A 21029-nucleotide genomic window follows, 5' to 3' on the forward strand; every position below is an offset into this window, starting at 1 on the left:
AGGGCGCTTCGGCTGCCTGCTCAGGGAATGAGGACGATCTTCCCGTCCGCCTCGTGCTGCTCGATGAGCTCGTGTGCGCGCGCCGCCTCGGCGAGCGGGAGTTCGGGTCCCAGCTCGATCTGGAAGTCACCCGCCTCGATGAGGTTGATCGTGACCCCGACGGCCTCGCGGCGCCAGCCGAGCTCCTGCTCGGTGAGCGGCACCGGGTTTCCGCCGGAGAACGCGCGGATGCCCAGCTCGGCGGCATCCGGTCCGCGCACGATCGTCGCGATGCGGTCATGGTCGGCGACCACGGTCTTGGACACCTCGATCGCCTCGTCGGTGCCCGCGCAGTCGAGCGCGACGGTGATGCCGCCCGGCGCCGCCTGGCGCACCCGCTCGAGCAGTCCGTCGCCGTAGGCGATCGGGATGGCGCCGAGCGCGCGGACCTGATCGTGCCGCGCGGGGCTCGCGGTGGCGATGACCGTGGCGCCCCAGAGCGCGGCGAACTGCACGGCGGCCTGGCCGACCGACCCCGACCCGGCGTGCACGAGCAGCACGTCGCCCTTGCGCACCTCGAGAGAGCGCAGGCACTGGTAGGCGGTGCCGGCCGGGATGCCGATCGCCGCGCCCTCGGCGGCGGTCACGCCGTCGAGCAGCCGGGCGATGTTGTGCACGGGCACCGCCAGCGAGGTCGCGTAGGTGCCGCGGGTGTCGTGGATCGCGACCCGGTCGCCGATGCCGAACCCGGTGACATCCGCGCCGAGCGCGGTGATGACGCCCGCTCCGTCGAAGCCGACATGCCGTGGCTCGACGATCGGCGGCAGCGGGCGGATGCCGGCGCGCTGCTTGACGTCGATCGGGTTGACCCCGGCCGCTTCGATGCGCACGACCACCTCGCCGGGGCCGGCGACCGGATCTGGCACCTCGACGAGGTGGAGGACGTCAGGGGATCCGAGTTCCGTGTGGACGATCGCGCGAGCCATGACCCCAGGCTATCCCGAGCCGTCGATGCGGACGCAGCCGACGCGGGCGCCGCGCGGGCGTCGCGGCGTCGGGTCAGAGGGTCGCGGCGAGAGCCTTCTGGATGCGCTGCGGCGACACCGGCTGCGCGGTGCCAAGACGCTGAGCGAACAGGCTGATGCGGTATTCCTCGAGCAGCCAGCGCGTCTCGACGAGAGCGGGCGAGGCGTCGGCCGCGGAAGGGATGCTGCCCCCGGCATCCTCGTAGGCCTTCGCCATCCGCTCGTACTCCGTCATGCGCGCGCGGTCCTTGCCCGGCTCGGTGGCGAGCGTGTTCAGCCGTTCGAGCATGCCGTCGAGATATCGGGGGAAATGCGCCAGCCGATCCACCCCGGCCGCCGAGACGAATCCCGGCCTGATGAGCCCGGCGAGCTGCGAGCGGATGTCGTTCAGCGGGCCCAGCAGCGCGAGGGAGTTCTGCGACTTGATGCCCCGCTCCACGTCACGGCTCTTCGCGAGGATGCGCGACACCAGCGAGACGCACGCGAACAGCCGTTCGACGAGGCCGGCGTTGACGGCGTCGCGCACTCGCCGGAACTCCGCCTCGGTGCGCACGATCGCGCCGCCGGTCGCCTCGTCGATCATCTGCCGGACGACGGCCGTGCGGGCGTCCTCGATCAGCGCCGCCACGTTCTGGTACGGGGAGGCCGCCAGCGCCAGCTTCTCGGGAGCGGTCAGATGGCTCTGCACGTACGACGCGGGGGAGGGCACGTTCAGCAGCACGAGCCGCAGCACGCCGTCGCGTGTGGCCGCGGCCGCGGTATCCGCGGTCGCCTCGAGCCGCACCGAGACCGATCGGCCGCGGTCGACGACCGCGGGGTAACCGCGGACGACGCCGCCGGCGACCTTCGTGTCGAGCACCTCGGGCAGGTCGCCGAAGCTCCAGTCGGTGAGGTCGTCGCGCTCGATCGGGCCACGTGCGCTCGCCGCGGCCACGGCGCCGGCATCGGGGCGGCGGGCCCCCGCACTCTTCTCGGGGCGCGCGATGGACCGTGCGACGCTCGCGCGGGATCGATCCGCCAGCGCGTCCTGCAGCGCCGCGAGGTCGCGATGCGAACCGGCGACCCGTCCGCGTTCGTCGACGGCGCGGAAGTTCATCCGCAGATGCCCTGGCACGCGCTCGTCGTCGAAGTCGGCGGCCGTGACCGGCTGGTTCGCGAGCGGCTGGATCAGTCTCGCCAGCGCCTCCTTCAGCGAGCGCGGCGGAAGGCCGGCGTGCTGCTCGGGCCCCTCGTCGGCGAGCTTCTCGCCGAAGGTCTCGGCCCAGTCCGCCGCGGGGACGACATGTCGGCGGATCGCTTTGGGCAGGGCGCGCAGCAGGGCGGTGATCAGCTCGGCGCGCAGTCCTGGCACCTGCCAGTCGAAACCCGCGTCGCGGACCTGCTGAAGCAGGGCGAGGGGGATGACCACGCTCACGCCGTCGTCGGGTGCGCCCGGCTCGAACCGGTAGGCGAGTCCGAGCACCTGGTCGGCCTGCGTCCAGCGGGTCGGGAACTCGGCCCGATCGGCTCGCTCATCGTCGTCGACGAGGTCGCTCTCACGCATCACCAGCAGCTTCGGCGTCTGCTGCAGCGCTTCACGCCACCATCGCTCGAAGGAGCGCACGTCGAACACGTCGTGAGGGATGCGCTGGTCGTAGAACGCGAAGACGGCCTCGTCGCCGGCGAGGATGTCGCGCCGTCGCTCGCGCTCCTCGAGCTTCTCCAGGCGCCGGCGCAGCTCGGCGTTCGCGCGCCAGAACGCGCTGACCCGCTTGTCGATCCGCGACGGATCCCATTCGCCCTCGACGAGAGCGTGTCTCACGAACAGCTCGCGGGCGCCGGGCCGGTCGATGCGGGCGAACTGCACGCGCCGTCTCGGGATGATCTCCACGCCGAACAGGGTGATCTTCTCGTAGGCGACCGCCGCACCCGCATCCTTCGACCAGTGCGGCTCGGTGACCTGCCGCTTCGCCAGGTCGCCGGCCAGCGCCTCGGCCCAGGCGGGATCGATGGCCGCGACCGTGCGCGCGAAGGTGCGCGAGGTCTCCACGATCTCGGCGGCCATCACCGCCTGCGGTGACCTCCTGCGCAGCCCCGACCCGGGGAAGATCGAGAAGCGGATGCCGCGCGCTCCCCGGTACTCCGCGATGCGGCGCTTCTGCTCCTTCGAGGGCGTCTTGTTGACGCCTTTGACGGCGGTGCGCTCGTCGAGGACGCCGATCTGCGAGAGCAGGCCGGCGAGGATCGCCCGGTGGATCGCATCGGGGTCGGATGCGGTGCTCGGTGTCGCCTTCGGCGCCTTGACCAGGGTGCGCAGCTGCCGGTGCACGTCGAACCATTCGCGCACCCGCACGTAGTTGAGGTGCTCGCTGCGGCACATGCGACGGAACGCGCTGGATCCCAACTCGCCCTGTTGTTCGCGCAGATGGTCCCACAGCTTCAGCAGGCTCAGGAAATCGCTGGTCGGGTCGGTGAAGCGCGCGTGCAGGCGCTCCGCTTCGTCTCGCACCGACTGCGGGGCGTCCGCGGAGGGGCGCTCGCGCACGTCCTGGATCGACAGGCCCGCCACGATGGGCATCACGGCGGCGAGGACGCCGGGTCCCGAGCGGGCGGCCTCGACGAGCATCCGGGCGAAACGGGGATCCATCGGCATGCGCGAGATCTCGCGTCCGATCCGCGTCAGCCGGGGCTGCGCGCCGCGGGCGAGGTCGACGGCGCCGATCTCGGTGAGCAGTTCGAGGGCCGCCTTGACCCCCCGTGAGTCCGGAGGGGTGAGGAAGGGGAACTCGGCGATGTCCCCGAAGCCGAGAGACAGCATCTGCAGCACCACTGAGGCGAGGGAGGTGCGCAGGATCTCCGGTTCGGTGAACTCCGGCCGCCCCCGGAAGTCGTCCTCGCCGTACAGGCGGATCGCGATGCCGTCGCTGGTGCGACCGGCACGACCGGATCGCTGGTTCGCCGAGGCCTGCGACACGGCCTCGATGGGCAGCCGCTGCACCTTCGACCGGGCGCTGTAGCGGGAGATGCGGGCGGTTCCGGTGTCGATCACGTACTTGATGCCTGGCACCGTGAGGCTCGTCTCGGCGACGTTCGTCGCGAGCACGACGCGGCGTCGCAGTCCGGCCACGGCGGAGCGTTCGAACACGCGGTGCTGCTCGGCGGCGGACAGCCGGCCGTAGAGCGGCAGCACCTCCACCGGCGCCGTGGACGAGCGATAGGCGCTGCGCACCGCATCGGCGGCGTCGCGGATCTCCGCTTCTCCCGGCAGGAACACCAGCACATCGCCCGGCGCCTCCCGGTCGAGCTCACGCAGCGCGGTGACGATCGCGGTGACCTCGTCCTCCGGCTCGGCGGCGACCGCGTCATCCGTCGTCTCATCGATCAGCGGCCGGTAGCGGATCTCGACCGGGTAGGTGCGACCGGAGACCTCGACGATCGGCGCGGGTTCGCCCGACGCGTCGGCGAAGTGCGCGGCGAAGCTCTCGGGATCGATGGTCGCCGAGGTGATGATCACCTTGAGGTCGGGACGCTCCGGCAGGATGCGGCGCAGGTAACCGAGCAGGAAGTCGACGTTGAGCGAGCGCTCGTGCGCCTCGTCGATGATGATCGTGTCGTAGCGGCGCAGCAGCCTGTCGCGGTGGATCTCGTTCAGCAGGATGCCGTCGGTCATCAGTGCGATGCGGGTGGCATCGGAGACCTGGTCGGTGAAGCGCACTTTGTAGCCGACGAGGTCGCCCAGCGCGACGTGCAGCTCCTCGGCGACGCGTTCGGCGATGGTGCGCGCCGCGAGGCGGCGCGGCTGCGTGTGGGCGATGCGCTCGCGGCCGAGCTCGAGGCAGATCTTCGGCAGCTGGGTGGTCTTGCCCGATCCCGTCGCTCCGGCGACGATCACGACCTGGTGGTCGCGGATCGCATCGGCGATCTCGCCGCGGGCGGCACTGACCGGCAGCTCGGGCGGGTACGAGATCACGGGCGAGGACATAGCCCTCCATCGTACGTTCCCCCGGATGGCCGCTGCCGGCGCGCGGCATCGGATCGGGGCGAACGGGGCGGCCGAAACCGACCAACGGGCGCTATCCAAACTAGTTTGTGGTACAAACTAGATATGGAACATCCACGAACGGAGCCCCCCATGGAAGCGCACGATGACGACGCACCGCTCGCACCGGAACGGATGATGGCACTGATCGAGGCTCAGCAGCGCACGGTCGCCGCCCGCACGGCGGCCTTCGTGCCCTGGATTCTCGCGGCCTGGGGCATCGCCTGGCTGGCGGGTTTCCTGGTGCTGTGGGCGGACGCGGAGACGCATCCGCACGAGTGGCGACCGAGCCTGACAGCCGGACTGATCTTCGCGGGTCTGCTCGTCGTCGCCGGCGTGCTGTCCTCGGTGCTCGGCGCGCGTTCGGGGCGGGGTCTGCGTGGCACGCGGGAAGCATCCATCGTCGGCATCGCCTATGGCAACACCTGGTGGATCGGCAGTGTCGCACTGGTCGGGATGGGGCAGTCGCTGCTGCGGTTCGGGATGCCGGAGGAGCTGCTGACGGTGTTCTACCCGAGCGCCTTCATCTTCTTCTCCGGGATCATGTACATGATGGGCGGCCTCATCTGGCAGGCGCGGCCCATGATGGTGCTGGGCATCTGGTGCGTCATCCTGTCGGCACTCGGGGCGATGCTGGTCCCGCCCATGAACTACGTCGCATACGGCCTCGCCGGCGGCGGCGCCTTCCTGCTCGTGGCCGGATGGAGCGCGTGGTGGGTGCGGTCCAGCCGACGCCGGCTGTCATCGGCGGGATGAGACCGTGCCCGATCTCGATCCGGTGATCCACGCTCAGGCGCGCCTTCGCATCGTGGCGGCGCTCGCCACTCTGGACCCGGCGGACCAGATCACCTTCCCGCGACTGCAGGACCTGCTGGAGATGACAGCGGGCAACCTGTCCACGCACCTGCGCAAGCTGGAGGATGCCGGGTATGTCGCCGTGGAGAAGAGTCATCGAGGACGGACCCCGGTGACATATGTCGCGCTGACGACAACGGGCCGGCGGGCGTTCGAGGATTACACGGACCGGCTGTGGGCACTGCTCGGCGGTGGTCGCTGAATCGCGCGGGACGGCGAGCGCGTCGATGACGTCGACGAGCGCACCTGTCATCACAGGCCGTACGCTGGGGACATGACGATCCCCACTCTGGAACTCAACGACGGAAACAGCATCCCCCAGCTCGGATTCGGCGTCTTCCTGGTGCCGGCCGACGAGGCCGAGCGCGCGGTCAGCGAGGCGCTCGAGGCCGGCTACCGCCACATCGACACCGCCGCGATCTACCGCAACGAGGAGGGCGTCGGCGCCGCGATCGCGAAGAGCGGCATCCCGCGCGATGAGCTCTTCATCACCACCAAGCTGTGGAACGACCGCCACGGTGGCGACGAGCCCGACAAGGCCATCGACGAGAGCCTCGCCAAGCTCGGTCTCGACGCGGTCGACCTGTACCTCGTGCACTGGCCCACCCCGGCGAAGGGCGACTACCTCCACGCGTGGGAGAAGATGATCGGCATCCGCGAGCGCGGTCTCAGCCGCTCGATCGGCGTGTCGAACCACCTCGTGCCGCACCTCGAGCGCATCGTCGCCGAGACCGGCGTCACCCCGGCCGTCAACCAGATCGAGCTGCACCCGGCCTACCAGCAGCGCGACATCACCGAGTGGGCGACCGCGCACGGCGTGCTCATCGAGTCGTGGGGCCCGCTCGGTCAGGGCAAGTACGATCTGTTCGGCACCGAGGCCGTCGCGTCGGCGGCGGCTGAGACCGGCAGGACCGCCGCCCAGGTCGTGCTGCGCTGGCACCTGCAGAAGAACTTCATCGTGTTCCCGAAGTCGGTGCACGCCGAGCGCATGCGCGAGAACATCGACGTGTTCGACTTCGAGCTCAGTGACGCCCAGATGGCAGCGATCGACGCCCTCGACCCGCTCGACGGTTCGGGTCGCGTCGGCAGCCACCCGAACGACGTGAACTGACAGGTCCTGCCCTTCCGCCGAGACCCCCGGCTGCCGCCGACACCCTGTGGTGTCGGCGTGTGCAGCCGGGGGTCTCGACGCATATTGGGGGTCTCGGCGGCGGATGCCGAAGCGTAGCGTGAACGTCATGACCAACCGGCTCGCCGAGACTCTCAGTCCGTACCTGCGCGCTCACGCCGACAATCCAGTCGACTGGCAGCCGTGGAGTCAGGCGGCGTTCGATGAGGCGCGCGAACGCGACGTGCCGCTGCTCATCTCCGTCGGGTACTCCACCTGTCACTGGTGTCACGTCATGGCGCGCGAGTCGTTCGCCGACGCGGAGACGGCACGGCAGATGAACGAGGGATTCGTGGCGGTCAAGGTCGACCGCGAGGAGCATCCCGACGTCGACGCCGCGCTCATGGCCGCCGCCTCCGCCTTCACGCAGAACCTCGGGTGGCCGTTGACGGTCTTCACCACGCCCGAGGGGCGCGCCTTCTTCGCCGGCACGTACTGGCCACCGCAGGCCAGGGGCGGCATGCCGTCGTTCCGCGACGTGCTCACGGCGGTGGGCGAGGCGTGGTCCGCGCGCCGCGCCGAGGTGATCGCATCGGCCGACGCCGTCGCCGATGCGCTGCGCACGGCGGCTCGGGCGGGAGTGGCCGACCTTCCCGACGAGGCGGCCCTGCGCGCGGCGGCCGCGACGATCGCCCAACGCGAGGACCGGCTGTTCGGCGGCTTCGGCGGGGCACCGAAGTTCCCGATGGCGACGACGCTCCGGTTCCTGCAGCATCCGCTCGCCGGTGAGGCGGACACCGCGACCCGCGCGCTGGACGCGATGGCGGCATCCGAGCTGCGCGATACGGTGGACGGCGGTTTCTTCCGCTACGCGACACAGCGCGACTGGACCGTGCCGCATTACGAGCGGATGCTCACCGACAACGCCCAGCTGCTCGAGGTCGCACTGGATGCCGGGCGCGAGCGCGTGGCACGCGGGATCGCTCAGTTCCTGCGGGACGTGCTGCGACGCGACGGCGGCGGATTCGGCGCCGCACAGGACTCGGAGTCGTGGATCGACGGCGAGCGCAGCGAGGGCGGCTACTACCGGAGGACGGCCGCGGAGCGCGAGCCGCTCGAGCCGCCGCTTGTCGACGGCAAGGTGCTGACGGGGTGGAACGGCCTGGCGATCGGCGCGCTCGCCCGTGCCGGATCGACGCTCGGCGAGAAGGCGTGGGTGGATGCGGCGGCCGCCGCGGCGGGGCACGTGCTGTCGGTGAACCGCGATGAGCACGGCGCTGTCGTGCGATCGTCGCTGGACGGCGTGGCGGCACCCGCGGTGGCGACCGCCGCCGACCTCGGGCTGCTCGCCGAGGGACTGCTGGCGCTGGCGCTCGCGACCGGAGAGGCGGCCTGGGCGGTGCGGGCGCTCGCGGTGCTGGCCCAGCCCGTCGCGGACGACCCGGTGCTCGCCGCGCAGCAGATCGCGACCGCCGGCGATGACGGAGACGGCGATCTGCCGTCCGGCCCCGCCGCGCTGGCGTCCGCGCATCTGGCGGCCTGGCGGCTGGGAGCGGGGGAGGAGCACCGCAGGCGCGCCGAGGCACTGGTGGCGGGCGTGGTGTCCCGCGCCGTGCAGCATCCGCTCGCCTACGGGGCGCTGTTGCGCGTCGCCGCCGACCTGGCGCGGCCGCCGCGGCAGGTCGTCGCCGTCGTGGCGCAGCGCGACGTCCCGCTCGCGGCGGCCGCGCGCAGAGCGGATGCCGACGTCGTCGCGGTCGTGACGCCCGAGCAGGCGCAGGCGTTCGCCGACGCGGGCTTCTCGCTGTTCGAGGGGAAGGGCGCGGAGGCCGATCTGGTGTACGACTGCCGCGACTTCGTGTGCCGGCTGCCGACCGCCGACCCGGATGCGGTCATGGTCCGGCGTTGAGCAGAGTGGTCGGTGCACGCGGCTGCTGAGCGGCGTCGATGCGCAAGGTGCACGGTCGCACCGAGCCGCATTGCACCCGCTCGGCCTGCCATCTAGTGTTTCGCCTCGGTGCTCGCAGCCATCGGCGCAGCATCCCGCCGCAACCGGACGAGGAGGTCCGCCCGATGACCGAGGTTCCCGCACTCACCACGACCACCAGGGGCCTGCACCCCGGGCTCACACGGCGGCAGATCTCGATGATGGGCCTGGGCGGCGCGATCGGCGCCGGCCTGTTCGTCGGCTCCGGTCAGGCCATCAGCATCGCGGGCCCCGCCGTGCTCGTGTCGTATCTCGTGGCCGGGACCATCGTCATCCTCGTCATGACCATGCTCGCCGAGATGGTCGCCGCCACGCCCAGCTCCGGCGCGTTCAGCTCCTACGCCCAACGCGCCATGGGCCGCAGCGCCGGCAGTGCCGTCGGCTGGCTGTACTGGATCCAGCTGGTCGTCGTGATCGCCGCCGAGGCGACCGGCGCGGCCGGCATCGTCGAGGGCTGGATCCCCGGCATCCCGGCATGGGCCTGGGTGCTGGTCTTCGTCGTCGCACTCACCGCGGTGAACCTGTTCGGCGTGCGCAACTACGGACGCTTCGAGTTCTGGTTCGCCGCGATCAAGGTGTTCGCGATCATCGCGTTCCTCGTCGTCGGTGCCTGCGCGATCATCGGGCTGATCCCCGGCATCCCGGCCACGGGCGTCGGCAACCTCGTCGCGCACGGCGGGTTCGCACCGCACGGCATCACGGGAGTGGCGGCCGCGCTGCTGATCGTCGTGTTCGCCTTCGGCGGCACTGAGGTCGTGGCGATCGCCGCCGCCGAATCCGACGACCCCGCGCACAACATCCGGCGTATCGTGCGCGAGGTGATGGTGCGCATCCTGGTGTTCTATCTCGGCTCGATCTTCGTCATCGTCGCGGTGCTGCCCTGGAACGACATGACGGTGACCGAGGGGCCGTTCTCGGCCGTCCTCGCCACCCTGCGCGTGCCCGGCGTCGACCTGGTCATGTCGCTCATCGTCGTGATCGCCCTGCTCTCGGCCATGAACGCGAACATCTACGGCGCCTCGCGGATGGTCTACTCACTGGGTGAGCGCGGCCTCGCGCCCGCGGTGTCGACCCGCACCAGCGGCGCCGGCGTGCCATACGCCGCCGTGCTCGCGTCTGTCGCGTTCGGTTTCGTGACCGTCGGGCTCAACGGGGCCTTCCCGGAAGTGGTGCTGGGCGCGCTGCTGAATGTGGTCGGCTCGACCGTGCTCGTGATCTGGACCGCGACGGCGATCGCGCAGATCATCCTGCGCCGGCGCGCCGACCGCGACGGCGAGGCGCTGCCGATGCGCATGTGGGGCTTCCCCTGGCTGTCCTGGATCTGCCTGGCGCTGCTCGCCGGCGTGATCGCCCTGGCGATGACCGATGCCACCGCGCGCACGCAGCTGCTGCTGACCCTCGGCCTCACCGCGGCGCTGCTCGGGGTCGCGCGCCTGACGCGCGAGATGTCGCGGCCCGGCGTGCTGAAGGAACCGATCGACCCGCGCGCCTAGTAGCGTTGTCCTTCGGAGCGCGGTGACCGCTCGCGCAAGGGAGGAAAGTCATGTCCGTTGGTCTGCTGGCCGTCGTCGACGACATCCTCAGCGCGGCCATGAAGGCCTCCGCGAAGGCCGCCGGTGTCGTGATCGACGACGCCGCTGTCACGCCGCAGTACGTGCAGGGCCTGACGCCCGCTCGTGAACTGCCCGTGGTCGCCAAGATCGCACTCGGGTCGATCGCGAACAAGTTCGTGGTCATCATCCCGATCGCCCTGCTGCTCACCGCGTTCGCGCCCTGGGTGCTGCCGTACCTGCTGATCCTCGGCGGCGGCTTCCTGTGCTTCGAGGGTGCCGAGAAGGTGCTGGAGTGGTTCGGGTTCGGCCACGGTCATGCCGACGAGGGCGAACGCGACGAGAACCGCCTGGTGTGGGGCGCGATCCGTACCGACCTGATCCTCTCGACCGAGATCATGCTCATCTCGCTGGCGAACCTCGAATCGGGACTGGACATCTGGCAGACCCTGTTCGTGCTCGCGGTGATCGCCGTGATCATGACCGGCGTGGTCTATGGGGCGGTCGCGCTGCTGGTGAAGATCGATGACATCGGCCTGGGCATGGCGAAGAGCCCGTCGCGCCGCCTGCGTCGCATCGGCGAGCGCATCGTCCGGTCGATGCCTGCGGTGTTCCGCGTGATCAGCGTCATCGGCACGGTGGCCATGCTGTGGGTGGGCGGCCACCTCGTGATCGTGAACCTCGGTGCGGTGGGCTGGCACGTCCTGTCGGATCTGCTGCACGGCGTCGCGCACCTGCTCGAGCCGCTCGGAGGAGTGATCGTCTGGGTGGGCGACACGGCCGTTTCGGCGGTGGGCGGCCTGATCGTCGGCCTCATCATCGTCGGCGTCGTGCTCGGCATCGGGCGGCTCTTCGGCAAGCGCCCGAGCTTCGACGAGGGTCATCAGAAGGTGCCGGGTGGCGTCTCGCACTGACGGTGCGCGTCGACGGGCCGCGGCAGTGCGGAGATTCGCTTCAACCTGGGGTTGAGACATAGCGCCGAAACAGCGTTCGAATGTCGGTGGCCCTCGGTGGAATAGGGGGTATGAACAGCGTCGTCGACCGCCTCGAAGAGCTGCAGACGCAGCTCGTCGCCGTCGTCGCCGACGCGTTCGAGAGTGAGCAGGTCGCCGAGCTGTCGGATGCCGAGCAGCTGCGCCTGCTCGATGTCACGGGCCGGATGCAGCGCAGCCTCGAAGCAGTGCAGGTCGAGTCGACCGTGCAGGTGCGGGAGCGCTCGGAGGGCCTGCGCGGCGAGCGGATGACCACGGCGTACGGATGCGACCGGCCGGCCGATCTGCTGCGCCTGGTGCTGCGGATAGACCGCTCGAGCGCCCATCGCCTGGTGAAGGCGGCAGGCTATGCGGCTCGGGTGCGCGGAATCACCGACGCGGACTTCCTTCCCGCCCGCTACGAGGCGATGCGCCAGGCGCTGAACGCCGGGGCGGTGGGCGTCGCCGGGCTGCTCGCCGCTGTCGATCCGATCGAGAGCAGCCGCCGTCGCCTGTCGCCCGAAGCGCTGGTGGAAGCGGACCGGCAGCTGGCGGTGTTCGCACGCGGAGAAGAGGGCGATCGCCGTGCGGCGGATGCGGCGACCCGACTCTCGCCCGTCCCGGCACCCGACGAACTCGCCCAGCTCGCGCATGTGCTGGCCGCCTACCTCGATCCGGACGGCGCCGAGCCCACCGACGATCTCGCATCGCGCGAGCGCGGACTCTGGCTGGGCGCCGTGCGGAACGGCCGCGTGCCGATGCGCGGCGAGCTGCTGCCCGACGTCGCAGCGCAGCTCGACCGGCTGTTCGACAGCCTCCTGAACCCACGGGTCGAACCGGTCGCCGTCCCGCCGGGGGTGCACTTCGTCGACTCCGCGCCCGACGATCCGCTGGCGCTGCTGCCGATCGACGACCGTTCCCGCCCGCAGAAGATGCACGACGCATTCGCCACCATCCTCGCGGCGGCTGCCCGCGGGGGCGAGCTTCCCGACCTCGGAGGTGCGGCACCGACGCTGGTCGTCACCGTCGAGGCTTCGGACTATGCCGCGGGAACCGGCTGGGCACGGGTCGACGGCGCAGAGGCGCCCGTCCCGGTGCGCGTGGCCGCGCAGACCGGCTGCGCGGGCGGCATCCAGCGGGTGCTGTTCGACGAGCGCGGGCGCATCGTGGGCCTCGGTACCTCGGCGCGCATCTTCAACGCGCTGCAGCGCCGAGCGATCGTGGCGCGCGACGGAGGGTGCATCATCCCGGGATGCACCATTCCCGCGACGTGGTGCGAGATCCACCACGTCGACGACCATGCCAGGGGCGGGCCGACCCACACGGACAACGGCGTGGCGCTCTGCTGGCACCACCACCGGACTCTGCACCTCTCTGATTGGCAGATCCGCATGAGGCACGGCGTTCCGGAGATCCGCGGGCCGCACTGGTGGGATCGCGAACGCCGATGGCGGCCGGTGCGCAAGCGGCGGCGGTCACCCCGCCCGATGCGCGCGGGGCCGTGACCCGCACGCACGAGTCGGATCGCGATCCGCGGAACGCGGCTCAGATCCAGCCCGGAAGCCAGTTGTGGATGAGCCAGAACGGGTAGGGCACGCTCCAGCCCGTCCAGACGGGGTAGTAGAACGCCGAGACGGCGATGACCACCGCCAGGTAGACGACGACGGTGCGCTGCCCGGCCTGGCGGCGGTGCAGCGGATCATCTGCGGAGCCCGCGATCGTGCGAAGCGCGACGACGAGCGCGAGGATCAGGAACGGCGCCATGACGACCGTGTAGAACTGGAAGATCGTGCGCTGGGGGATGAGCAGCCACGGCACGTAAGTGGCGAGCAGACCGACCAGCGGGTAGGTGACGGCGGGTCTGGCCGGCGCCCGGTCGATGAGACCGCGCACGAACAGGTACAGCAGGAACGCGACGGCCACGACGCCGCCGTACCAGATCAGCGGATTCGGCACTGACGAGGTCACGGCGATGCAATGGTCGGTGCCGCAAGGCGCCGGGTCATCCGCCACCCAGATCGCGGTGGGGCGCAGCAGCAGAGGCCACTGCCATGCGGGGCTGGCGTACGGGTGGCCGCTGACCAGGCCGACGTGGAAGCCGAGCATCGCCTCGTGGTACTTCCACAGCGCCACCAGCGGGTTCGCATCGGCGCCTCGATCGTAGCCGCCTGCGGTCACCAGCCACCCGGTCCAGCTCGCGAGGTACACGAGCAGCGCCGGACCGACCAGGAGGACGAACGACACCGGACCCTGGCGGAACGCGGCATCCGTCGGCCACAGCACGATGCCGGCGCGGCGCCGCGCCAGTGCATCCGTGACGACCGCGTACAGACCGAGCGCCGCGAGCGCGTAGAGACCGGACCATTTCACGGCGGAGGCCGCGCCCAGCGCGACTCCGGCCGCGATCAGCCACGGTCGCGCCCACAGCACCGGCCCCGCGAGCGGATCGACCTCGCCGGCACGCGCCGTCTCGAGCAGCGGGATGGTGCGCTCGCGGTCGATCAGCACGAGCAGGAATCCGAGCAGCAGGAAGAACGTCAGGATGCCGTCGAGCAGCGCGATGCGGCTCATCACGATGCCGAGTCCGTCGATGGCCAGCAGGCCGCCGGCGACCGTGGCGAGCACACGCGAACCGGACAGCCGTCGCGCGATCAGGTACACCAGCAGCACGGTCAGCGTGCCCAGCACGGCGGTGGTGAAGCGCCAGCCGACGCTCGACCCCGGCCCGGCGAGCGCCATGCCGAGCGCGATGATCCACTTGCCGAGCGGGGGATGCACCACGAACGACGCGTCCGCCTGCAGGGACGAGGTGTCGCCCTGCGCCAGCTCGGCGTTCGCGTCCTCGCCCCACTTCGCCTCGTAGCCGTGCGTCCACAGCGACCACGCGTCCTTGACGTAGTACGTCTCGTCGAACATGATCTCGTGCGGATGCCCGAGGTCGGTCAGCCGCAGCACGGCCGCCAACAGTGTCACGAGCGCCGGTGCGAGCCAAACCAGCATCCGGTTGCGCACCGGGTCGGCGACGACCCTGTCGCGCACCCTCTCGAACCAGGTGCGCCGCGCGTCGAGCGGCGGCAGCAGCGGGGCGGGCGAGGTCACCCGATCAGCCTAGGTGCTCCGGCCCGCGAGGCCGGGGAGACCTAAGCTGGGCGGGTGATCATCCTCGCGGCGACCCCGATCGGCAACCTCGGTGACGCCTCACGCCGCCTCGTCGAGGTGCTCGAGAACGCCGAGGTGGTGGCCGCCGAAGACACCCGCACGACGCAGCGTCTGCTGCAGGCGCTGCAGATCGGCAACCGGCCGCGGCTGATCGCGCTGCACGACCACAACGAGAAGCAGAAGGCCGCCGAGCTGGCGGCGCTCGCCGAGGAGCAGGACATCGTCGTCGTGAGCGACGCCGGGATGCCGGCGGTGAGCGATCCGGGCTACGGGCTGGTGGCTGCGGCCGTGGAGCGCGGGGTGACCGTCACCGCCATCCCCGGCCCGAGCGCCGTGCTCATGGCGCTCACGATTTCGGGCCTGCCCACCGACCGGTTCACCTTCGAGGGGTTCCTGCCGCGCAAGCCGGGGGAGCGTCGACGTGCGCTCGGGACGCTGGCGGCGGAGCCCCGCACCATGGTCTTCTTCGAGTCGCCGTCCCGGCTCGCGTCGTCCCTGGCCGACATGGGCTCGGCGTTCGGCGAGCACCGCCGTATCGCCGTGTGCCGCGAGCTCACCAAGCTGTACGAGGGAGTGCGCCGCGGCACGGCATCCGAGCTGGTCCGATGGGCCGAGGCGGGGGTGAAGGGCGAGATCGTCGTCGTCGTCGAGGGCGCGCGGCCCGTGGAGGTCTCGGCAGAGGACGCCCTGGCGCAGGTGCAGGCGCTCGTGACATCCGGCGCGCGGCTGAAGGAAGCCTGCGCCGAGGTGGCGGCCGCCACCGGCCTCAGCTCCCGCGACCTCTACCAGGCGGCGCTGGCCGCGCGATCGGCATGACGTCCACGCCGAGCGCACCACCTACCGTCGGGTGGACCGGTTGCCGACGTCGGTACGTGGTGCACTCGGCGGGAACCGGTACGGTCGACGGGTGAGCGACGCGCAGACCGCTGCCGCCTATGACGCGCGGGCCGCGGAGTACATCGCCCTCGTCGGCGAGGTGGATCAGCTGGCGACGCAGGACCGTGAGCAGATCGGCGCCTGGGCCGATACGGTATCGGGACGGATGCTGGACGCCGGCTGCGGACCCGGCCTGTGGACGCGCTACCTGCACGATCGCGGACACGACGTGCTCGGCGTCGACCTGTCCGAGCGGTTCGTCGCGCACGCCAGGGCGCAGCATCCGCACCTCGAGCTCGTGCACGGCAGCTTCGCGGAGCTTCCGCTTCCGGATGCCGCGCTCGGCGGCATCCTCGCCTGGTACTCGCTGATCCACACGCCGCCGCGCGAGCTCCCCGCGACCCTCGTCGAGTTCGCCCGCGTGCTCGCGCCAGGAGGCACCATCCTGCTCGGCTTCTTCGACGGCGCTCCGCGCGAGCCCTTCGCCCACGCCGTCACGACGGCGTACTTCTGGAGCCCGGATGCTCTCGCCGAGCTGCTCGAGCAGGCCGGATTCACCGTCACCGCCACCGAGCGCCGCCCTCGCACTCCCGGCGAGGTCAGCTCGCGCCCCCACGCGTCCGTGACCGCCGTCCGCCGCTGACTCACCGACCCTCCCACCTCCGCGCGCCGAGGGCATGGCGTTCGCCCCGCACAGGGACCGCGGAGGACGTTCTCGGAGCGAGCATCGGGGAGGGACCCGCGCAGCGGGAGGGGCACCCGCTCTGCGAGCGAAGGGAACGTCCGCAGCCCGGAGTCCGGCACCCGTCACGAAGAAGAAGACCGACCGCTTCCCGCCTAGAATCGACACCATGCCCGCAGGCGACTCGTTCTACATCACCACGCCCATCTACTACCCGTCCGACGTGCCGCACATCGGCCACGGGTACACGACGGTGGCGGTCGACACGCTCGCGCGCTGGCACCGCCAGGCCGGTGACGACACCTGGATGCTCACGGGCACCGACGAGCACGGCCAGAAGATGCTGCGCGCGGCCGCCGCGAACGACGTCACCCCGCAGGAGTGGGTCGACAAGCTCGTCGGCGAGAGCTGGTTCCCGCTGCTGAAGACCCTCGACGTCGCGAACGACGACTTCATCCGCACCACGCAGGAGCGGCACGAGACGAACGTGCAGGTGTTCTTCCAGAAGCTGTACGACGCCGGCTACATCTACGCGGGCGAGTACGAAGCGCTGTACTGCGTGGGCTGCGAGGAGTTCAAGCCGGAATCCGAGATCGTCGACGGCACCGGTCCCTTCGAAGGCCTGAAGGTCTGTGCGATCCACTCCAAGCCGCTCGAGCTGCTGCAGGAGAAGAACTACTTCTTCAAGCTGAGCGAGTTCCAGGGCCGGCTGCTCGAGCTGTACCGCACCGAGCCCGACTTCGTGCGCCCCGACTCGGCGCGCAACGAGGTCGTCTCGTTCGTCAGCCAGGGTCTGAAGGACCTCTCCATCTCGCGCTCCACGTTCGACTGGGGCATCCCGCTGCCGTGGGACGAGTCGCACGTCATCTACGTGTGGGTGGATGCGCTGCTCAACTACGCCACCGCCATCGGCTACGGCGCCGACCAGGAGACGTTCGACCGCCGCTGGCCCGGCTACCACGTGGTCGGCAAGGACATCCTGCGCTTCCACGCGGTGATCTGGCCGGCCATGCTCATGGCCGCAGGCCTCGAGGTGCCCAAGGGCGTCTTCGCGCACGGCTGGCTGCTGGTGGGCGGCGAGAAGATGTCGAAGTCGAAGCTCACCGGCATCGCCCCGACCGAGATCACCGACGTGTTCGGCTCGGATGCGTACCGGTTCTACTTCCTCTCGGCGATCGCGTTCGGTCAGGACGGCTCATTCTCGTGGGAGGACCTGTCCGCCCGATACCAGGCCGAGCTCGCGAACGGCTTCGGCAACCTCGCCTCGCGCACGATCGCGATGATCGAGAAGTACTTCGACGGGGTCGTCCCCGAGGCGGCCGAGTACACCGAGGCGGACCTCGCCATCCAGAAGACCGTGGCGGATGCCGCGTCCGCCGCGGACGCCGCCGTGGAGAGCTTCCGCCTCGACGAGGCGATCCACTCGATCTGGACGATCGTCGACGCGCTGAACGCGTACATCACCGATAACGAGCCGTGGGCGCTCGCCAGGAACGAAGATCTGCGCGCCCGCCTCGGCACGGTGCTCTACACCTGCGCGGAAGGGCTGCGGGCACTGGCCGTGCTGCTCTCGCCGGTGATGCCGCAGTCCACCGCGAAGCTGTGGGAGGCGCTGGGGGCCGAGCAGTCGCTCGGCGCGCTCACCGCGCAGCCGCTGCGCGAGGCCGGAGCCTGGGGCATCCTGCAGCCGGGCACGACGGTCGCCGCGCTGGCGCCGCTGTTCCCACGCGTGGAGCAGACCGCCTGAGTGCCGATGGCTGAGACGTACGTTCAGGCGCGGTCGACGGACGGCCGCAAGGATCTGCGCTATCCGGCGGCGCCCGAGCCGCTGACGGTGCCGGTGTACGACAACCACGCGCACCTCGAGATCAGCGACGGGATCGAACCACTGAGTCTCGGCGAGCAGCTCGACCGTGCGCAGGCGGTGGGCATCGCCGGGGTGGTGCAGGCGTCGGGTGACATCGAGTCCTCGCGCTGGGCGGTGGATGCCGCGGCATCCGACCCGCGCGTGCTCGCCGCTGTCGCGATCCACCCGAACGACGCGCCCGCATACGCCGCGGAGGGTCGGCTGGATGCGGCGATCGCGGTGATCGACGAGCTCGCCGCGCACCCGCGCACGCGCGCGATCGGCGAGACGGGACTCGACTACTTCCGCACCGATGAGCCGGGCCGACCCGCCCAGCACGAATCGTTCGAGGCGCACATCGCGCTGGCGAAGAAGCACGGCATCGCGATGCAGATCCATGATCGCGATGCGCACGACGACGTCCTCGAGACGCTGCGGCGCGTGGGGGCTCCGGAACGCACCGTGTTCCACTGCTTCTCCGGGGATGAGGCGATGGCGAGGGTCGCGGCCGACGCCGGGTACCACCTCTCGTTCGCCGGCAACGTCACCTTCAAGAACGCGCAGAACCTGCGCGACGCCCTGCAGGTCACACCGCTCGAACGCATCCTCGTCGAGACGGATGCGCCGTTCCTCACGCCGGTGCCGCTGCGCGGCCGGCCGAACGCTCCCTACCTCGTGCCGATCACCGTGCGGTTCATGGCGGCGGAGCTCGGCATGGACGTCGACGAACTGTGCACCCAGCTCGCGGCGAACACCCTCGCGGTCTACGGCACGTTCGACTGAGGGCCGTCGGCGCGCGTCTCACCGTCTGCGACGGCGATGGATCCGGTCTCGGTCAGCACGTGCCGCGCGCTCACGATCTGCGAGATCGGACGCCACACGAGCAGCAGGGTGAGCGCCGCTCCGCCGAACGCGAACCACCACGGCGCCGTGAGCCCCCACACCTGGGCGATCGCGCCGCCGAGAGCCTGCCCGATCACCATGCCCCCGAACACGCCGACCATGTTCACCGAGGACACCCGGCCCTGCAGTTCGTGCGGCACGAGCCGTTGGCGCACCGTGGTGGAGATCGTGCCCCACACGAAGGCGTAGAAACCGAAGAACACCATGATGACCAGCGCCACCCAGCCGGTGGTCGTGAGCGCGAACGAGAGGTGCATGAGTACCTCCAGCGACAGGCACACGCGCATCAGCGTCGCGAACGAGACGTGCCGCTCCAGCCATCCGAAACTCATGGTGGCGAGCAGGCCGCCCGCGGCGGAAGCCGTGGTCAGAGCGCCGTAGCCGATCGCACCCATCTGCAGGTGCTCGGTGGCGTACAGCACCAGGACGCCCCACGGCGCCGCCCAGGTGATGTTGAACAGCAGGATGATGAGCACGAGCATCCGCACGGGCGGGTTGCGCCACAGCCAGCGGATGCCCTCGGCGATGTCGGTGTGCACCGGCGTGCGCACATCGGCCTCGGCGCGGGCGGGCACCGGAGTCGCGGCCATGCGCGAGACGAGCACGATCGCGAGGAGCACGCAGAGCACCTCGAGCAGGAACGGCCATGCGGCGCCAGCGGCGAACAGGAACGCCCCGAGCGGAGGGCCGGCGAACTGGTTGGCGACGAGGTAGCCGGCCTGCAGCCGTGCGTTGCCGATACCGAGGTCGGCGGGCTTGACCAGCATGGGCAGCAGGGTGCTGGCGGCGGTGTCGACGAACACCTCGGCCGTGCCGTAGAGGAACGCGACGGCGAGCACGATCCAGATGTTCGCGGTGCCCGTGATCAGGAAGAGGCACAGGGCGGCGAGCACGACGGCGCGCGCGGCATTCGCGAACATCACCATGCGGCGCCGGTCGAACCGGTCGGCGATCGCGCCGGCGTGCAGGCCGAACAGCAGCCACGGCAGGAACTGCAGCACCGCACCGGAGGCCACGAGGATCGGCGAGGAGGTCATCGAGGCGATCAGCAGGGGAGCGGCGGCCAGCGCCACCCCGTCGCCGACGTTGCTCGTCCACGACGAGGCCAGCAGCCAGCGGAAATCCCGCCCCATGCGGCGTGGCGCGACGAGCTCTCCCAGTGCGGTCACCCGGTCGAGCATAGGGCCATCTCCGAACATGCGGGAGAATGGCGGGATGACCGTCTCCCTGCTCGGCGCGACCGAGATCCGCCGTCTGGCCGCCGAGCTCGACGTGACGCCCACGAAGAAGCTCGGGCAGAACTTCGTCGTCGACGCGAACACGGTGCGCAAGATCGTGCAGGCGGCGTCCGTGCGGGCGGGGGAGAGGGTCGTCGAGATCGGACCGGGGCTCGGCTCGCTGACGCTCGCGATCCTCGAGACCGGCGCCTCGGTCACGGCGGTCGAGATCGATCACCGGCTCGCAGAGCGGCTGCCGCAGACGGCGGCCGAACGCGGGGTGCCCGAGGGCGCGCTCACCGTGGTCGATGCGGATGCCCTGCGCGTCACCGAGCTGCCCGGAGAGCCGACCGTGCTCGTCGCGAACCTGCCCTACAACGTCTCGGTTCCCGTGCTGCTGCACTTCCTCGAGACCTTCCCCGCGCTCGAGCGCGGGGTGGTGATGGTGCAGGCCGAGGTCGCGGAACGGCTCGCCGCGAAGCCGGGCTCGAAGATCTACGGCGCTCCCAGCGTCAAGGCGGCCTGGTACGGTCCGTGGCGTCTCACCGGCAACGTCTCGCGGCAGGTCTTCTGGCCGGTGCCGAACGTCGACAGCCTGCTCGTCGGATTCCATCGCGACGCCGAGCCGCGCGGCGACGAGACCGAGCGCCGGCGCACCTTCGAGATCGTGGATGCCGCCTTCAACCAGCGTCGCAAGATGCTGCGTCAGGCGCTGTCGGGTGTCTTCGGCGGATCCGCCGCGGCATCCGCGGTGCTGGAATCGGCGGGCGTCGCTCCGACCGGCCGCGGTGAGGACCTCACGGTCGACGACTATCACCGCATCGCCCGCGCGGCGGGATGACGTCGGGCGGGC

The 21029-nt window shown here is 70.7% G+C and carries 16 protein-coding genes; 12 read left to right on the forward strand and 4 right to left on the reverse strand.

The window, feature by feature from the left end:
* Window positions 1-20: 20 nt before the first annotated feature.
* Both ACFWH5_RS14595 and hrpA read right to left on the reverse strand, forming a co-directional pair.
* Window positions 21-965 carry a zinc-binding alcohol dehydrogenase family protein gene (locus ACFWH5_RS14595; protein ID WP_378835915.1) on the reverse strand — a complete coding sequence of 315 codons (945 nt, stop codon included), beginning with the start codon at window positions 963-965 and terminating at the stop codon, window positions 21-23.
* A 73-nt stretch (window positions 966-1038) separates the two neighbouring features.
* Entirely contained in the window at window positions 1039-4965 is a 3927-nt protein-coding gene (gene hrpA / locus ACFWH5_RS14600) for an ATP-dependent RNA helicase HrpA (RefSeq protein WP_378835918.1), read from the reverse strand.
* Between the two features lie 150 nt (window positions 4966-5115).
* Here hrpA and ACFWH5_RS14605 point away from each other — a divergent pair, with 150 nt between their 5' ends.
* From ACFWH5_RS14605 to ACFWH5_RS14635, 7 genes are all read left to right on the forward strand, one after another.
* On the forward strand, window positions 5116-5778 hold the full coding sequence (locus ACFWH5_RS14605; protein ID WP_378835920.1) for a hypothetical protein: 663 nt from the start codon (window positions 5116-5118) through the stop codon (window positions 5776-5778).
* Between the two features lie 4 nt (window positions 5779-5782).
* Window positions 5783-6079 (forward strand): transcriptional regulator, encoded by a 297-nt coding sequence (locus ACFWH5_RS14610; RefSeq protein WP_378835922.1) that lies wholly within the window; start codon window positions 5783-5785, stop codon window positions 6077-6079.
* 72 nt (window positions 6080-6151) lie between these two features.
* A complete protein-coding gene (locus ACFWH5_RS14615) occupies window positions 6152-6988 on the forward strand; it encodes an aldo/keto reductase (RefSeq protein ID WP_378835925.1) in 837 nt (278 codons plus the stop codon).
* A 127-nt stretch (window positions 6989-7115) separates the two neighbouring features.
* A complete protein-coding gene (locus ACFWH5_RS14620) occupies window positions 7116-8894 on the forward strand; it encodes a thioredoxin domain-containing protein (protein WP_378835928.1) in 1779 nt (592 codons plus the stop codon).
* A 164-nt stretch (window positions 8895-9058) separates the two neighbouring features.
* Window positions 9059-10465: an amino acid permease gene (locus ACFWH5_RS14625; protein WP_378835930.1), complete on the forward strand. Its 1407-nt coding sequence runs from the start codon at window positions 9059-9061 to the stop codon at window positions 10463-10465.
* A gap of 50 nt (window positions 10466-10515) precedes the next feature.
* Window positions 10516-11436 carry a DUF808 domain-containing protein gene (locus tag ACFWH5_RS14630; protein ID WP_378835932.1) on the forward strand — a complete coding sequence of 307 codons (921 nt, stop codon included), beginning with the start codon at window positions 10516-10518 and terminating at the stop codon, window positions 11434-11436.
* Between the two features lie 110 nt (window positions 11437-11546).
* The gene (locus ACFWH5_RS14635; protein WP_378835935.1) at window positions 11547-12998 is read left to right on the forward strand and encodes a DUF222 domain-containing protein; all 1452 of its coding nucleotides are present in this window, start codon (window positions 11547-11549) and stop codon (window positions 12996-12998) included.
* 40 nt (window positions 12999-13038) lie between these two features.
* On the opposite strand, the gene ACFWH5_RS14640 is transcribed toward ACFWH5_RS14635, so the two are convergent.
* Window positions 13039-14592 carry a dolichyl-phosphate-mannose--protein mannosyltransferase gene (locus ACFWH5_RS14640; protein ID WP_378835937.1) on the reverse strand — a complete coding sequence of 518 codons (1554 nt, stop codon included), beginning with the start codon at window positions 14590-14592 and terminating at the stop codon, window positions 13039-13041.
* 54 nt (window positions 14593-14646) lie between these two features.
* Here ACFWH5_RS14640 and rsmI point away from each other — a divergent pair, with 54 nt between their 5' ends.
* The 4 genes from rsmI to ACFWH5_RS14660 all read left to right on the forward strand — a co-directional run bounded on the left by rsmI (window position 14647) and on the right by ACFWH5_RS14660 (window position 18839).
* Window positions 14647-15468, forward strand: coding sequence for a 16S rRNA (cytidine(1402)-2'-O)-methyltransferase (gene rsmI, locus ACFWH5_RS14645; protein WP_378835940.1), 822 nt, complete (start codon window positions 14647-14649; stop codon window positions 15466-15468).
* A 91-nt stretch (window positions 15469-15559) separates the two neighbouring features.
* The gene (locus ACFWH5_RS14650) at window positions 15560-16171 is read left to right on the forward strand and encodes a class I SAM-dependent DNA methyltransferase (protein ID WP_378835943.1); all 612 of its coding nucleotides are present in this window, start codon (window positions 15560-15562) and stop codon (window positions 16169-16171) included.
* Window positions 16172-16205: 34 nt separating this feature from the next.
* The gene (metG, locus tag ACFWH5_RS14655) at window positions 16206-17957 is read left to right on the forward strand and encodes a methionine--tRNA ligase (protein ID WP_378835946.1); all 1752 of its coding nucleotides are present in this window, start codon (window positions 16206-16208) and stop codon (window positions 17955-17957) included.
* A gap of 6 nt (window positions 17958-17963) precedes the next feature.
* Window positions 17964-18839, forward strand: coding sequence for a TatD family hydrolase (locus ACFWH5_RS14660; protein WP_378835949.1), 876 nt, complete (start codon window positions 17964-17966; stop codon window positions 18837-18839).
* Here the strand turns inward: ACFWH5_RS14660 and ACFWH5_RS14665 are convergent.
* Entirely contained in the window at window positions 18821-20092 is a 1272-nt protein-coding gene (locus tag ACFWH5_RS14665; RefSeq protein ID WP_378836297.1) for an MFS transporter, read from the reverse strand. The two genes, ACFWH5_RS14660 and ACFWH5_RS14665, sit on opposite strands and share 19 nt — an antisense overlap.
* Window positions 20093-20174: 82 nt before the next feature.
* Between ACFWH5_RS14665 and rsmA the strand changes: the two genes are divergently transcribed.
* Window positions 20175-21017 (forward strand): 16S rRNA (adenine(1518)-N(6)/adenine(1519)-N(6))-dimethyltransferase RsmA, encoded by an 843-nt coding sequence (gene rsmA, locus ACFWH5_RS14670; protein ID WP_378835951.1) that lies wholly within the window; start codon window positions 20175-20177, stop codon window positions 21015-21017.
* The last annotated feature ends 12 nt before the right edge of the window (window positions 21018-21029 follow it).

Source organism: Microbacterium sp. NPDC058345 (assembly GCF_042723855.1).
Classification (GTDB): Bacteria; Actinomycetota; Actinomycetes; order Actinomycetales; family Microbacteriaceae; genus Microbacterium.